This is a genomic window from Enterobacter cloacae complex sp. 277I4, assembly GCF_050031465.1.
Lineage (GTDB): Bacteria > Pseudomonadota > Gammaproteobacteria > Enterobacterales > Enterobacteriaceae > Enterobacter > Enterobacter cloacae.
The window spans coordinates 1,909,468-1,923,050 of record NZ_JBLGWC010000001.1; the positions used below are offsets into that span (position 1 = coordinate 1,909,468).

Genomic DNA, 13,583 nt, shown 5'->3' on the forward strand with positions numbered 1-13,583 from the left:
TAGCGTATAGGCAAAAAGATGATTAAAAGAGTTGAGCGTATAGACAGGGTGGAGCTAATGCGGACGTTTGTTCGTATTGTTGAGGCCGGGTGCCTCTCTGCGGCGGCACGGCAGCTGGCAACCACCCAGGCCACGGTGAGCCGACGGTTGCAGTCGCTTGAGACGATGCTCGGTGTGCGCCTGATATTGCGCACTACTCACACGACGCGTCTGACGGATGACGGCGAGCGCTGCTATCAGCACGCCCGTCGGGTGATTGACAGCTGGCTGGCACTGGAAGATGAGGTAGGGCAGACGGAAGACGAACCGGTAGGCGTCCTGCGGGTACGCGCCCCGCACGCGTTTGGTCAGGATCAGCTCCTGAAACCGTTAACCGAATTTCTGCAGCGTTATCCGCAGCTTTCTATTGAGTGGATGCTCAACGACCGGTCGGCTGACTTTCTCGGCGACAACCTTGACTGTGCGATTCGGGTGGGCGTCGAGGTTGACCCGGCGACCGTGTCCGTGCTGCTGGCTGAGGTGCCGCGCTCAGTGGTGGCTTCTCCGGCATTGCTGGCCCGTTTTCCGGCGGTTAACACCCCGGAAGATTTGCAGCAGCTTCCCTGGATAGCCATCAGCTCTTTCTACCAGCGCCATGTGGAGCTTTTTCACGATGCCTCGCCAGCCACCGCGCGCGTGGCGATTACTCCCCGCCTCAGTACCGACAGTCTGTATGTCGCACGCAATACGGCTCTCACCGGGCTTGGCGTGGCGGTGGTATCAAGCTGGACAGTGCAGGAGGATATTCGGGAAGGGCGGCTGGTGCATTTACTGCCCGAGTGGCAGCCGGCGGCGTTACCGGTGCATCTGGTTTACCCCTGGTCCCGCTACTATCCGGCGCGCTTGCGGCGTTTTCTGGAGTTGATGCGGCAGATCATGCCGGAGGTCACTGGAATGAGAAAGCCGCTACAGCAGCCATAAAAAAGCCGACCCGAAGGTCGGCTTTCACACTTAGCGTGCGTTATTCAACTGACTGCGGACGGGTTGCTGGTGCAGTAGCCTTGTGCGTAGCACTGTGACCACCGGCAGCACCTTTACCTTCGAAGTTGAACTCCGGGCGAACCCAGTCGCTGTGACGCGGTGCTTCAGGCACATACTCAGGCGCAGGGGCGCGAGTCATCGGTGCTGTGGCAACGTGCGCAGGCGCGACGGCAACCTTCACCGGCTCGGGTTTCACTTCCGGCGCTTTCGCTTCTTCAACAACAGGTTCAACCTGAATCTCAACGTCCTGCACAACCTCTTCGGTCGTGGTTTCAACGATGGTTTCAGCGGTTTCTTCCACTGCGGCTACAGGTTCAGCCTCTTCAGCTACTTCTTCAGCCACCACGGCATCTTCTTCGGCAATAAGCTGCGGCGCGGCATCAACCGGAGCAGCAATCACTTCTGGATGGGTGGTTTCGACGTCCACAGCGTGAGGTGCTTCAGTTTCAACAACCTGTGGTTCAACCACGGTTGCCGCTGCCGTTACAACCTCTTCTGCCGCTGCTGCTGGTGCTGGTGCTGGTGCAATCACCTCTTCGGTCACTGCCTGTTCTTCAACAGCCTGTTCCGGGCGAGCAACAGGGTAGCGGATCCAGACTTTACCGGATGCCATTTCAGGTGACGCGCACGCCACGGTCATTGGCATTGGGGACTGCGTTGGGTAACGCTCGTCACGGTAGCGACGACGACGCTGACCGCTCACGCGCAGATGACGCGGAGAACGGCGCGAGCGACGCGGCATACCCGCGTTGTCACGGTTTTCACTGTTTTCATCCTGCTCTATCTGATTTTCCACGACGGCCGGGAGGTCAACTTTCGCAACCTGCGTGCCCGTTGTGGTTTCTGTCACTTCGGCTGCGACAGCTGCGGTTTCTTCTGCCTGAACAGCACCGACGCGCACTTTCTGAGTCAGCTGGCGCTGCTTACGACGTGGCATAACCTGAGTACGTTCTTCCTGCTCGGTCTCCTGCTGCTCAGCAGGCTCTTCGCGATTCAGGTTTTTAACGTCCTGCTGCGCCTGGCGTTTTTCGTCGTTACGGCGACGGTTACGCTCACGGCGAGGCTGCTGCTCGTCGCGCTGTTTGCTCTTCTCGGACTCATCGCCCGCCTGCTGGCGAATTTCACGATCTTCAACGTTCTGCTGTTGTTTCTCGCGACGGTTGCGACGGTTGTCTTCGCGTTGCTCACGGCCTTCATTGTTGTCCGAACGGTTGTCACGACGCTCGTTACGGTCGCTGCGGTCATTACGATCGCGGCGGTTGTTCTGACGCTTACGACGGTCCTGCTGACGCTCAGGTTTAGCCGCTTTAGGTTCTTCTTTCGGCTGCTCTGGCTGAACTTCTTCACCTGCGAACATTTTCTTCAGCGCGCCAAAGAAACGGCTCAGCAGACCCGGTTGTGCTGGCTCGGCTTTTGCCGCCACTGCCGGTTTTTGTGCCGCAGGTTTAGCCGCTGGTTTTTCCAGGGCACTTTCTGGCGGAGCTTCCGGCATGATGAAGGTCGCTAACGCAGGCTGCTCTGGCAGTTTACGCTCGGCTGGCTCTTCATCAGATGGCAGCGCCATCTCTTCTTCATGCAGCTTCGGCAGCAGGTAGCTGAGCGTGCTGGTCTCTTCGCCTTTACGGACACGCAGCACGTGATAGTGCGGCGTTTCCATCTGGTCGTTTGGCACGATGATGCAGCGAACGCCGCCCTGGCGCGCTTCAATGGCACTCACCGCGGCACGTTTTTCGTTCAGCAGGTAGGAGGCAATTGGCACCGGAACAATGGCGTGAACCTCTTTGGTGTTCTCTTTCAGCGCTTCTTCTTCAATCAGACGCAGAATAGAGAGAGACAGAGATTCGTTATCACGAACGGTCCCGGTACCGGAGCAGCGCGGGCAAACGTGATGGCTGGATTCGCCCAGAGACGGGCTCAGGCGCTGGCGGGACATCTCCAGCAGGCCGAAGCGTGAAATATGGCTAATCTGGATACGCGCACGATCCTGGCGCACCGCTTCGCGCAGACGGTTTTCAACCGCACGCTGGTGACGAACAGGGGTCATGTCGATAAAGTCGATAACAATCAGACCACCCAGGTCGCGCAGGCGGAGCTGGCGGGCGATTTCATCAGCGGCTTCAAGGTTGGTGTTGAAGGCGGTCTCTTCGATATCGCCGCCGCGCGTCGCACGTGCGGAGTTGATGTCGATAGCGGTCAGCGCTTCTGTGGTATCGATAACGATAGAACCGCCGGATGGCAGACGGACTTCACGCTGGAAGGCGGACTCAATCTGGGATTCAATCTGATAGTGGCTGAACAGCGGGATTTCGCCGGTGTACAGTTTGATTTTGCTGGTGAAGTCCGGACGACCCAGTGCGGCGATGTGCTGGCGAGCCAGCTCAAGCACTTTCGGGTTGTCGATGAGAATTTCACCGATATCCTGACGCAGATAGTCGCGGAAGGCACGTACAATAACGTTACTTTCCTGGTGGATCAGGAACGGAGCAGGGCGGCTTTCTGCTGCTTTCTGGATAGCTTCCCAGTGCTTCAGACGGAAGCTTAAGTCCCACTGCAGCGCTTCGGCAGATTTGCCCACACCGGCGGTACGCACGATAAGACCCATGCCATCCGGCAGTTCAAGACTGGCCAGCGCTTCTTTCAGTTCGGTACGGTCATCGCCTTCGATACGGCGAGAGATACCACCCGCACGCGGGTTGTTTGGCATCAGTACCAGATAACTTCCTGCCAAGCTGATAAAGGTTGTCAGTGCGGCACCTTTGTTGCCGCGCTCTTCTTTATCAATCTGAACAATCACTTCCTGACCTTCACGCAGAACATCTTTGATATTCGGACGGCCATGAGCGTTGTAGTTAGCAGGGAAATATTCGCGGGCGATTTCTTTCAGAGGGAGGAAACCATGACGCTCAGCACCGTAATCGACAAATGCAGCCTCAAGGCTTGGTTCAATGCGGGTGATTTTACCTTTGTAAATGTTCGCTTTTTTCTGTTCGTGTCCAGGACTTTCGATATCCAGATCGTACAGGCGCTGCCCATCCACAAGGGCGACACGCAACTCTTCTTGCTGAGTTGCGTTGATTAACATTCTTTTCATCGTAACTTACTCGTTATTCTTACATTGACGACAAAGCTGCGGGCAAGGTGACGCTTTCCGGGGTATGAACCGATGGCCTCGTGTCTATTCACGTCGCCAACCTCACGGTTGTCGCTCGCTTAAGAGGCGCAGAGTGTCGGTTGCCTGTGTTTCATACGGAAACACAGCGCAATTATCAGGGGAATTGCCTGGGTAGAACTCTCCAGAGAACAATCCTTATACCGGGAAGTACTGCAACCCGCAGCCCGCTAACTGCCTGAAAGATCAATACGTCTTACGCCATTGCTGCGTGGATGATCGGTCAGACAAAATTGGTCATTCCGTCGACATCCTTACAAAACCCGGATTTAACGCGGAAAACGGCTTCATTATTCCACTGCTCGCCGGGTTATAGCAAGATGACTTTTACCAATTATCACCCGGTTACTCACAGTTTCTTCACTTCAGGATGGTGATTGGTTTAATAACCACCAAATCGATTGCGCGAAACCGGGGCAGGCCGGATAAAAGTAAATATAAGCATAGAAAAATGAGTGGCGCTAATGCCTGACGATATTTAGAATCGCCAACCATGAAAACAGAGACTCCAGCCGTAAAAATGGTTGCTATCGCCGATGATGAAGCGGGGCAACGTATCGATAACTTTTTGCGCACCCAGCTGAAAGGGGTACCAAAAAGCATGATTTACCGCATCCTGCGTAAGGGCGAGGTGCGGGTTAACAAAAAACGCGTGAAGCCTGAGTATAAGCTCGAAGCCGGTGACGAAGTGCGTATCCCGCCGGTGCGTGTTGCCGAACGTGAAGAAGAGGTCGTGTCGCCTAAGCTGCAGAAGGTGGCCGCCCTGAGTGATGTGATCCTGTATGAAGATGACCACATCCTGGTGCTGAATAAACCGTCGGGTACGGCGGTACACGGCGGCAGCGGTCTCAGTTTCGGCGTGATTGAAGGGCTGCGCGCGTTGCGCCCGGAAGCCCGTTTCCTCGAACTGGTTCACCGTCTCGATCGTGACACCTCTGGCGTGCTGCTGGTCGCCAAAAAACGTTCAGCCCTGCGCTCGTTGCACGAGCAGCTGCGCGAAAAAGGGATGCAGAAAAATTATCTGGCGCTGGTGCGCGGTCAGTGGCAGTCCCACGTGAAAGTGGTGCAGGCCCCAATGCTGAAAAATATTTTGCAAAGCGGTGAGCGAATCGTTCGTGTCAGCCAGGAAGGTAAACCGTCTGAGACGCGCTTTAAAGTGGAAGAGCGCTATGAGTTTGCCACCCTGGTGCGCTGTAGCCCGGTGACGGGCCGAACCCACCAGATTCGCGTGCATACCCAGTTTGCGGGTCATCCGATTGCGTTTGACGATCGCTATGGCGACAGGGAATTTGATAAGCAACTGGCGGGGACGGGGCTGTCGCGTCTGTTCCTGCATGCGGCAGCGCTGAAGTTTACCCATCCGAATACCGGCGAGACTATACGTATTGAAGCGCCGCTGGATGAGCAGTTGAAACGCTGCCTGAAAGTTCTGCGCGGCTAAGGTAAAAGTTAAACGGCAACGGAGTTGCCGTTTTTAATGTTTGCACCCTCTCCCTGTGGGAGAGGGCCGGGGTGAGGGCATCAGGCCGCAACGGTCACGCCGTCAGTGGATTACACGCTTCGCGTCTTAACATCTGGCACAGCGCAATCAGCGGTAAGCCCACCAGCGTGTTCGGATCACGCCCCTCCAGCTTTTCGAAGAGCGCAATCCCAAGACCTTCACTTTTAAAACTGCCGGCGCAGTTGAGAGGCCGTTCACGACGCACATAATCTGTGATTTCTTGCTCGCTCAGGTGTCGGAAGTGAACATCAAACGGTTCGCATTCGGTCTGCAGGTGGCCCACGGCGGAGTTGTAGAGCGCGAGGCCGGTATAAAAGGTAACAATATTGCCGCGCGCCTGCATAAGCTGTTTACAGGCATTCTCTTCGGTGTGTGGCTTACCGGTGATGACACCATCCAGCACGCAAACCTGATCGGAGCCTATAATCAAATGCGAAGGGTATTGTGCGGCAAGCGATTGTGCTTTCTCTTTCGCCAGACGCGTCACTAGATGACGCGGCGACTCGCCAGGTTGTGGCGTCTCGTCAACGTCCGGCGCGGCACACACAAACGGGATCCCGAGCTTTTCCAGCAACATTCGGCGGTAGGGAGAAGTGGAAGCGAGAACGAGATTTGGCATATTTTTATCACCAGATATAGCGTATCGATGCCAGCCATTTTAAACTACAGGCCGCAATGTGTGCGAATAATTGGCAAAAGGCAGCCCTGGTTGCCTTTTTCTTTGACTATATGACGTTACAAAGTTAATATGCGCGCCCTATGCAAAAGGTAAAATTACCCCTGACTCTTGATCCGGTTCGTACGGCTCAAAAACGCCTCGATTACGAAGGTATCTATACTTCCGATCAGGCTGAGCGTATTGCCGAATCCGTAGTCAGTGTGGACAGTGATGTGGAATGCTCCATGTCGTTCGCTATCGATAACCAGCGTCTTGCCGTTTTAACCGGTGATGCAAAGGTGACGGTAACGCTCGAATGTCAGCGTTGCGGGAAACCGTTCACACAGCACGTTCACACAACGTATTGTTTCAGTCCGGTTCGTTCTGACGAACAGGCTGAGGCACTCCCGGAAGCGTATGAGCCGATTGAGGTTAACGAATTCGGTGAAATCGATCTTCTGGCTCTGGTTGAAGATGAAATCATCCTCACCTTGCCAGTGGTTCCGGTGCATGATTCTGAACACTGTGAAGTGTCCGAGGCGGACATGGTCTTTGGGGAACTGCCTGATGAAGCGCAAAAACCAAACCCATTTGCCGTATTAGCCAGCTTAAAGCGTAAGTAATTGAGGAGTAAGGTCCATGGCCGTACAACAGAATAAACCAACCCGTTCCAAACGTGGCATGCGTCGTTCCCATGACGCGCTGACTGCAGTTACCAGCCTGTCTGTAGACAAGACTTCTGGTGAGAAACACCTGCGTCACCACATCACTGCTGACGGTTTCTACCGCGGCCGCAAGGTTATCACTAAGTAATCACGCGTTTGCGTGATTAGGCTTAGTGAGGAACTCCCCGTGCAAACGGGGAATTTACCGAACCAGGCTGCGACGATACCTTGACACGTCTAACCCTGGCGTTAGATGTCATGGGAGGAGATTTTGGGCCTTCCGTGACAGTGCCTGCAGCATTGCAGGCACTGAATTCTAATTCGCAACTCACACTTCTTTTAGTCGGCAATCCCGACACAATCACGCCATTACTTGCAAAAGCTGACTTCGAACAACGTTCACGTCTGCAGATTATTCCTGCGCAGTCAGTTATTGCCAGTGATGCCCGGCCATCGCAGGCGATTCGCAATAGCCGTGGCAGCTCTATGCGAATGGCGCTGGAGCTGGTAAAAGAAGGACGTGCGCAGGCCTGCGTCAGCGCGGGAAATACCGGCGCGCTGATGGGGCTGTCGAAATTACTGCTGAAGCCTATTGAGGGCATTGAGCGTCCGGCGCTGGTGACGGTACTCCCGCATCAGCAAAAGGGCAAAACGGTGGTGCTCGATCTGGGCGCTAACGTCGATTGTGATAGTACAATGCTGGCTCAGTTTGCCGTGATGGGGTCGGTGCTGGCAGAAGAAGTGGTCGGGATCACCAATCCCCGTGTTGCGTTACTGAACATAGGTGAAGAAGAGACCAAAGGCCTGGACAGCATTCGTGAGGCTGCCGAATTGCTTAAACAGGTTCCCTCCATCAACTATATTGGTTATCTCGAAGCCAATGAGTTGCTGACGGGGAAAACGGATGTTCTGGTGTGTGATGGGTTCACTGGAAACGTGACGTTGAAGACCATGGAAGGGGTTGTGCGAATGTTCCTTTCTCTCCTCAAATCGCAGGGAGAAAGTAAAAAAAGCGCCTGGTGGCTGATTTTATTAAAGCGTTGGTTACAAAAAAGCCTGACGCGGCGATTCAGTCACCTCAACCCCGACCAGTATAATGGCGCCTGTCTGTTAGGATTGCGCGGCATTGTGATCAAGAGTCACGGTGCCGCCAATCAGCGAGCATTTACTGTCGCCATTGAACAGGCAGTGCAGGCGGTGCAGCGACAAGTCCCTCAGCGGATTGCCGCTCGCCTGGAATCTGTATTAGCTAAAAGTGACTGAGCGTACATGTATACGAAGATTATTGGTACCGGCAGCTATCTGCCAACACAAGTGCGAACCAACGCCGATCTGGAAAAAATGGTAGATACGTCTGACGAGTGGATTGTCACGCGCACAGGTATCCGTGAACGTCGTATCGCCGCGCCAGACGAAACCGTGTCCACCATGGGTTACGAAGCTGCACAGCGTGCTATCGAGATGGCGGGCATCGATAAAGATCAGATTGGTTTGATCGTGGTTGCCACAACATCGGCCACGCATGCTTTCCCAAGCGCAGCGTGCCAGGTGCAGAATATGCTCGGTATTAAAGGCTGCCCGGCGTTTGACGTTGCCGCAGCGTGCGCGGGTTTCACCTACGCATTGAGCGTTGCCGATCAGTATGTAAAATCCGGCGCGGTGAAGTATGCGCTGGTGATCGGTGCTGACGTGCTGGCGCGTACCTGCGATCCAACCGATCGCGGAACGATCATTATTTTTGGTGATGGTGCGGGTGCCGTACTGCTGGGTCAGTCTGAAGAGCCGGGCATCATCTCCACGCATCTGCATGCTGACGGTAGCTATGGCGAACTGTTAACGCTGCCTAATGCCGACCGTGTGAATCCGGATAGCTCTATCTACCTGACCATGGCAGGTAACGAAGTGTTTAAGGTCGCGGTGACGGAACTGGCCCACATTGTTGATGAAACGCTGGAGGCGAATGGCCTTGAGCGCACCGCACTCGACTGGCTGGTGCCGCATCAGGCGAACCTGCGTATTATCAGTGCAACCGCGAAAAAGCTGGGCATGTCGATGGATAACGTTGTGGTGACGCTCGATCGCCACGGCAATACCTCTGCGGCGTCAGTACCGTGCGCCTTTGATGAAGCGGTACGTGACGGACGAATCAAACGGGGCCAGTTGGTCTTGCTTGAAGCCTTCGGTGGCGGGTTCACCTGGGGTTCCGCGCTGGTTCGTTTCTAGGATAAGGATTAAAAGATGACGCAATTTGCTTTTGTGTTTCCGGGGCAGGGCTCTCAAACCGTTGGGATGTTGTCTGAAATGGCAGCAAACTATCCGGTAATCGAAGAGACTTTCCGTGAAGCTTCCGATGCGCTGGGTTATGATTTATGGGCGCTGACCCAACAAGGTCCGGCCGAAGAGCTGAACAAAACCTGGCAGACTCAGCCAGCACTGCTGACCGCATCCGTTGCGCTGTGGCGCGTCTGGCAGCAGAAGGGCGGTAAAGCGCCAGCCCTGCTCGCGGGCCATAGCCTGGGTGAATACTCTGCACTGGTCTGTGCCGGTGTGATCGCCTTTGCTGACGCGGTACGCCTGGTAGAACTGCGTGGTAAATTCATGCAGGAAGCGGTGCCAGAAGGCACGGGCGGCATGTCTGCTATTATCGGTCTCGACGATGCTTCCATCGCAAAAGCGTGTGAAGAATCAGCAGAAGGTCAGGTGGTTTCACCGGTTAACTTCAACTCGCCAGGCCAGGTGGTTATCGCGGGTCATAAAGAAGCGGTTGAACGTGCAGGTGCAGCCTGTAAAGCCGCGGGCGCGAAACGTGCGCTGCCGCTGCCAGTGAGTGTTCCGTCCCACTGTGCGCTGATGAAACCTGCTGCTGACAAGCTGGCGGTTGAACTGGAAAAAATTACCTTTAACGCACCGACGATTTCCGTTGTGAACAACGTCGATGTGAAATGTGAAACCACGCCGGAGGCTATCCGTGACGCGCTGGTTCGCCAGCTCTATAGCCCGGTACAGTGGACCAAAACCGTTGAGTTTATGGCCTCTCAGGGCGTTGAGCACCTGTACGAAGTCGGCCCAGGGAAAGTCCTGACTGGTTTGACAAAACGTATTGTTGACACCCTGACTGCCTCGGTGATTAACGAGCCGGAAGCCATTGAAGCGGCACTCTCGCAATAAAAGAGGAATACCATGAGTTTTGAAGGAAAAATTGCCCTGGTCACTGGCGCAAGCCGCGGTATCGGGCGTGCAATTGCTGAAACACTGGCCGCGCGCGGCGCGAAAGTGATTGGTACAGCAACCAGCGAGAATGGCGCGAAGGCCATCAGCGACTATCTGGGTGCGAACGGTAAAGGTCTGGTACTGAATGTGACCGAACCTGCATCTATCGAATCTGTTCTGGAAAATATTCGCGCAGAGTTTGGCGAAGTGGATATTCTGGTCAATAATGCCGGGATCACTCGCGATAACCTGTTGATGCGAATGAAAGACGACGAGTGGAACGATATTATCGAAACCAACCTGTCATCTGTATTCCGTCTGTCAAAAGCGGTAATGCGCGCTATGATGAAAAAGCGTCATGGTCGTATTATCACTGTCGGTTCTGTGGTTGGTACCATGGGAAATGCTGGTCAGGCTAACTACGCTGCGGCGAAAGCAGGTCTGATTGGTTTCAGTAAGTCGCTGGCGCGTGAAGTCGCGTCCCGCGGGATTACTGTAAACGTTGTTGCTCCGGGCTTTATTGAAACGGACATGACGCGTGCGCTGACTGATGAGCAGCGTGCGGGTACGCTGGCAGCTGTTCCTGCGGGCCGCTTAGGCGACCCTAAAGAAATTGCCAGCGCGGTTGCATTTTTAGCCTCTGACGAAGCGGGTTACATCACTGGTGAAACCCTCCACGTCAACGGCGGGATGTATATGGTTTAATCACGATCGAAAATATTTGCGTTATTGGGGGGATTGGCCTCAAAATAACGTAAAATCGTGGTAAGACCTGCCGGGATTTAGTTGCAAATTTTTCAACATTTTATACACTACGAAAACCATCGCGAAAGCGAGTTTTGATAGGAAATTTAAGAGTATGAGCACTATCGAAGAACGCGTTAAGAAAATTATCGGCGAACAGCTGGGCGTTAAGCAGGAAGAAGTTGTGAACTCCGCTTCCTTCGTTGAAGACCTGGGCGCAGATTCTCTTGACACCGTTGAGCTGGTAATGGCTCTGGAAGAAGAGTTTGATACTGAGATTCCGGACGAAGAAGCTGAGAAGATCACCACCGTTCAGGCTGCCATTGATTACATCAACGGCCACCAGGCGTAAGTGAACATCTCCAGGCGGTCATTCGACCGCCTGAGTTTTATCTTTTTTAGTCCCACGAATCTCTTTTTTTATCCCTCCCTGGAGGACAAACGTGTCTAAGCGTCGTGTAGTTGTGACCGGACTTGGCATGTTGTCTCCTGTCGGCAATACCGTAGAGTCCACCTGGAAAGCTCTCCTTGCCGGTCAGAGCGGCATCAGCCTAATCGACCATTTCGATACTAGCGCCTATGCAACGAAATTTGCTGGCTTAGTAAAGGATTTTAACTGTGAAGAGATCATCTCGCGCAAAGAACAGCGCAAGATGGATGCCTTCATTCAATATGGAATTGTCGCTGGCGTTCAGGCCATGCAGGATTCTGGCCTTGAAATTACGGAAGAGAACGCAACCCGTATCGGTGCCGCTATTGGCTCCGGGATTGGCGGTCTTGGTCTGATCGAGGAAAACCATTCATCTCTCATGAATGGCGGACCGCGTAAAATCAGCCCGTTCTTCGTTCCGTCCACGATTGTTAATATGGTGGCGGGTCACCTGACCATCATGTTCGGTCTGCGTGGGCCAAGCATTTCTATCGCGACCGCATGTACCTCTGGCGTGCATAACATCGGCCAGGCCGCGCGTATGATTGCGTACGGCGATGCAGATGCTATGGTGGCGGGCGGTGCTGAAAAAGCCAGTACCCCGCTTGGCGTGGGTGGCTTTGGTGCTGCGCGCGCGCTGTCTACCCGCAACGATAATCCTCAGGCGGCAAGCCGTCCTTGGGACAAAGACCGTGACGGTTTCGTGCTGGGCGATGGTGCAGGTATGCTCGTTCTGGAAGAGTACGAACATGCGAAAAAACGTGGCGCGAAAATTTATGCTGAAGTCGTTGGCTTTGGTATGAGCAGCGATGCCTATCACATGACGTCACCGCCAGAAAATGGTGCGGGCGCCGCGCTGGCCATGGAAAACGCGATTCGCGATGCGGGTATTACCCCAGCGCAAATCGGCTACGTTAACGCACACGGTACCTCTACCCCTGCGGGCGATAAAGCAGAAGCTCAGGCTGTTAAGTCTATCTTCGGTGAATCTGCCAGCCGCGTACTGGTCAGTTCCACAAAATCCATGACCGGTCACCTGTTGGGTGCGGCGGGGGCTGTAGAGTCTATTTACTCTATTCTTGCGCTGCGCGACCAGGCTGTTCCGCCAACCATCAACCTGGATAACCCGGATGAAGGTTGCGATCTGGACTTCGTTCCTCACGAAGCGCGCCAGGTGAGTGGAATGGAGTACACCCTGTGTAACTCCTTCGGCTTTGGCGGTACTAACGGTTCTCTGATCTTCAAAAAGATCTGAGTCTGCGTACCCTATGGCTGTGAAAAAAGGTCCGCTTGTCGGGCCTTTTTTATTCAGGCTAATCTTCTTGTCGGCTGCACGACATCCTGCCAGACTAAACGCCCACGCATAAGGAGCCACCATGTTTTTAATCAATGGCCTTGAGCAAGAATCTCTGCCTGCAAGCGACAGGGCGACTCAGTTTGGTGATGGCTGCTTTACCACGGCGCGCATTGCGGATGGCGACGTGTGTCTGCTGGATGCGCATATACGTCGTCTGCAAACGGCCTGCAAAACGTTACTGATCCCCTTTACGCAATGGGACACGTTGCGCCAGGAAATGCGCCAGCTTGCGTCCGGAAAGCCCAGTGGGGTACTCAAGGTCATTATCAGCCGCGGCAGCGGTGGACGGGGTTATAGCGGTGCCAGTTGCCAACATCCCACCCGGATCCTGTCGGCTTCTGCGTATCCTGCCCAGTATCCGCGCTGGCGTGAAGAGGGCGTTACCCTGACGCTCAGCCCGGTACGTCTGGGAAGAAACCCCATGCTTGCCGGGATAAAACATCTCAATCGTCTTGAGCAGGTGCTAATCCGTACTCATCTTGAGCAGACGACAGCCGATGAAGCGCTGGTTCTTGACAGCGAAGGGTTCATTACGGAATGCTGTGCGGCTAATTTATTCTGGCGGCAGGGCAAGACTGTTTTCACGCCTTCGCTGGAACAGGCGGGAGTCAACGGTATTATGCGTCAGTTTTGTTTGCAGCAGCTGGCACGCTCTGACTTTCACGTTGTCGAAGTTAACGCACGCGAAGAGGCGTTGCAGGCAGCAGATGAAATCGTTATTTGCAACGCGCTGATGCCGGTCATACCTGTCCGCGCTTATGGTCAAATTTGCTTGCCATCGCGCGAGCTGTTCTCTTTTTTAGCCCCGATATGTGAGCAAACCAGATAG

At 54.4% G+C, this 13,583-nt stretch carries 13 protein-coding genes; 11 read left to right on the plus strand and 2 right to left on the minus strand.

The features are described 5' to 3' along the window. Nucleotides 1-57: 57 nt before the first annotated feature. Nucleotides 58-960: a LysR family transcriptional regulator gene (locus tag ACQG19_RS09155; RefSeq protein WP_246931451.1), complete on the plus strand. Its 903-nt coding sequence runs from the start codon at nucleotides 58-60 to the stop codon at nucleotides 958-960. A gap of 40 nt (nucleotides 961-1,000) precedes the next feature. Here ACQG19_RS09155 and rne read toward each other — a convergent pair whose 3' ends face one another. After that, nucleotides 1,001-4,111, minus strand: coding sequence for a ribonuclease E (gene rne / locus ACQG19_RS09160; RefSeq protein WP_222168638.1), 3,111 nt, complete (start codon nucleotides 4,109-4,111; stop codon nucleotides 1,001-1,003). Between the two features lie 571 nt (nucleotides 4,112-4,682). Between rne and rluC the strand changes: the two genes are divergently transcribed. Beyond that, nucleotides 4,683-5,630: a 23S rRNA pseudouridine(955/2504/2580) synthase RluC gene (gene rluC / locus ACQG19_RS09165; protein ID WP_246931449.1), complete on the plus strand. Its 948-nt coding sequence runs from the start codon at nucleotides 4,683-4,685 to the stop codon at nucleotides 5,628-5,630. A gap of 94 nt (nucleotides 5,631-5,724) precedes the next feature. Here the strand turns inward: rluC and ACQG19_RS09170 are convergent, their stop codons facing one another. Beyond that, nucleotides 5,725-6,309, minus strand: coding sequence for a Maf family protein (locus ACQG19_RS09170; RefSeq protein ID WP_028028074.1), 585 nt, complete (start codon nucleotides 6,307-6,309; stop codon nucleotides 5,725-5,727). Nucleotides 6,310-6,449: 140 nt separating this feature from the next. Here ACQG19_RS09170 and yceD point away from each other — a divergent pair, with 140 nt between their 5' ends. The 9 genes from yceD to pabC all read left to right on the plus strand — a co-directional run bounded on the left by yceD (nucleotide 6,450) and on the right by pabC (nucleotide 13,583). After that, entirely contained in the window at nucleotides 6,450-6,971 is a 522-nt protein-coding gene (gene yceD / locus ACQG19_RS09175; RefSeq protein ID WP_013097124.1) for a 23S rRNA accumulation protein YceD, read from the plus strand. A 16-nt stretch (nucleotides 6,972-6,987) separates the two neighbouring features. After that, nucleotides 6,988-7,161: a 50S ribosomal protein L32 gene (rpmF, locus tag ACQG19_RS09180; RefSeq protein WP_003857964.1), complete on the plus strand. Its 174-nt coding sequence runs from the start codon at nucleotides 6,988-6,990 to the stop codon at nucleotides 7,159-7,161. Between the two features lie 80 nt (nucleotides 7,162-7,241). Beyond that, complete coding sequence (gene plsX, locus ACQG19_RS09185) at nucleotides 7,242-8,276, plus strand: phosphate acyltransferase PlsX (RefSeq protein WP_072007019.1); 1,035 nt, start codon at nucleotides 7,242-7,244, stop codon at nucleotides 8,274-8,276. Between the two features lie 6 nt (nucleotides 8,277-8,282). Beyond that, nucleotides 8,283-9,236, plus strand: a complete 954-nt coding sequence (locus ACQG19_RS09190; RefSeq protein ID WP_013097122.1) for a beta-ketoacyl-ACP synthase III — start codon at nucleotides 8,283-8,285, stop codon at nucleotides 9,234-9,236. A gap of 15 nt (nucleotides 9,237-9,251) precedes the next feature. Further along, nucleotides 9,252-10,181 carry an ACP S-malonyltransferase gene (gene fabD, locus ACQG19_RS09195; RefSeq protein ID WP_222168640.1) on the plus strand — a complete coding sequence of 310 codons (930 nt, stop codon included), beginning with the start codon at nucleotides 9,252-9,254 and terminating at the stop codon, nucleotides 10,179-10,181. A gap of 12 nt (nucleotides 10,182-10,193) precedes the next feature. After that, nucleotides 10,194-10,928 carry a 3-oxoacyl-ACP reductase FabG gene (gene fabG, locus ACQG19_RS09200; RefSeq protein ID WP_013097120.1) on the plus strand — a complete coding sequence of 245 codons (735 nt, stop codon included), beginning with the start codon at nucleotides 10,194-10,196 and terminating at the stop codon, nucleotides 10,926-10,928. A gap of 154 nt (nucleotides 10,929-11,082) precedes the next feature. Next, nucleotides 11,083-11,319 (plus strand): acyl carrier protein, encoded by a 237-nt coding sequence (acpP, locus tag ACQG19_RS09205; protein ID WP_003857954.1) that lies wholly within the window; start codon nucleotides 11,083-11,085, stop codon nucleotides 11,317-11,319. Nucleotides 11,320-11,410: 91 nt separating this feature from the next. Next, a complete protein-coding gene (gene fabF, locus ACQG19_RS09210; RefSeq protein ID WP_028028098.1) occupies nucleotides 11,411-12,652 on the plus strand; it encodes a beta-ketoacyl-ACP synthase II in 1,242 nt (413 codons plus the stop codon). 121 nt (nucleotides 12,653-12,773) lie between these two features. Further along, the gene (gene pabC / locus ACQG19_RS09215) at nucleotides 12,774-13,583 is read left to right on the plus strand and encodes an aminodeoxychorismate lyase (protein WP_178327876.1); all 810 of its coding nucleotides are present in this window, start codon (nucleotides 12,774-12,776) and stop codon (nucleotides 13,581-13,583) included.

Coding starts and splice junctions, on each gene's coding strand:
- ACQG19_RS09155 (WP_246931451.1), top strand. CDS start 58: ATGCGGACGTTTGTTCGTATTGTTGAGGCCGGGTGCCTCTCTGCGGCG.
- rne (WP_222168638.1), bottom strand. CDS start 4,111: ATGAAAAGAATGTTAATCAACGCAACTCAGCAAGAAGAGTTGCGTGTC.
- rluC (WP_246931449.1), top strand. CDS start 4,683: ATGAAAACAGAGACTCCAGCCGTAAAAATGGTTGCTATCGCCGATGAT.
- ACQG19_RS09170 (WP_028028074.1), bottom strand. CDS start 6,309: ATGCCAAATCTCGTTCTCGCTTCCACTTCTCCCTACCGCCGAATGTTG.
- yceD (WP_013097124.1), top strand. CDS start 6,450: ATGCAAAAGGTAAAATTACCCCTGACTCTTGATCCGGTTCGTACGGCT.
- rpmF (WP_003857964.1), top strand. CDS start 6,988: ATGGCCGTACAACAGAATAAACCAACCCGTTCCAAACGTGGCATGCGT.
- ACQG19_RS09190 (WP_013097122.1), top strand. CDS start 8,283: ATGTATACGAAGATTATTGGTACCGGCAGCTATCTGCCAACACAAGTG.
- fabD (WP_222168640.1), top strand. CDS start 9,252: ATGACGCAATTTGCTTTTGTGTTTCCGGGGCAGGGCTCTCAAACCGTT.
- fabG (WP_013097120.1), top strand. CDS start 10,194: ATGAGTTTTGAAGGAAAAATTGCCCTGGTCACTGGCGCAAGCCGCGGT.
- acpP (WP_003857954.1), top strand. CDS start 11,083: ATGAGCACTATCGAAGAACGCGTTAAGAAAATTATCGGCGAACAGCTG.
- pabC (WP_178327876.1), top strand. CDS start 12,774: ATGTTTTTAATCAATGGCCTTGAGCAAGAATCTCTGCCTGCAAGCGAC.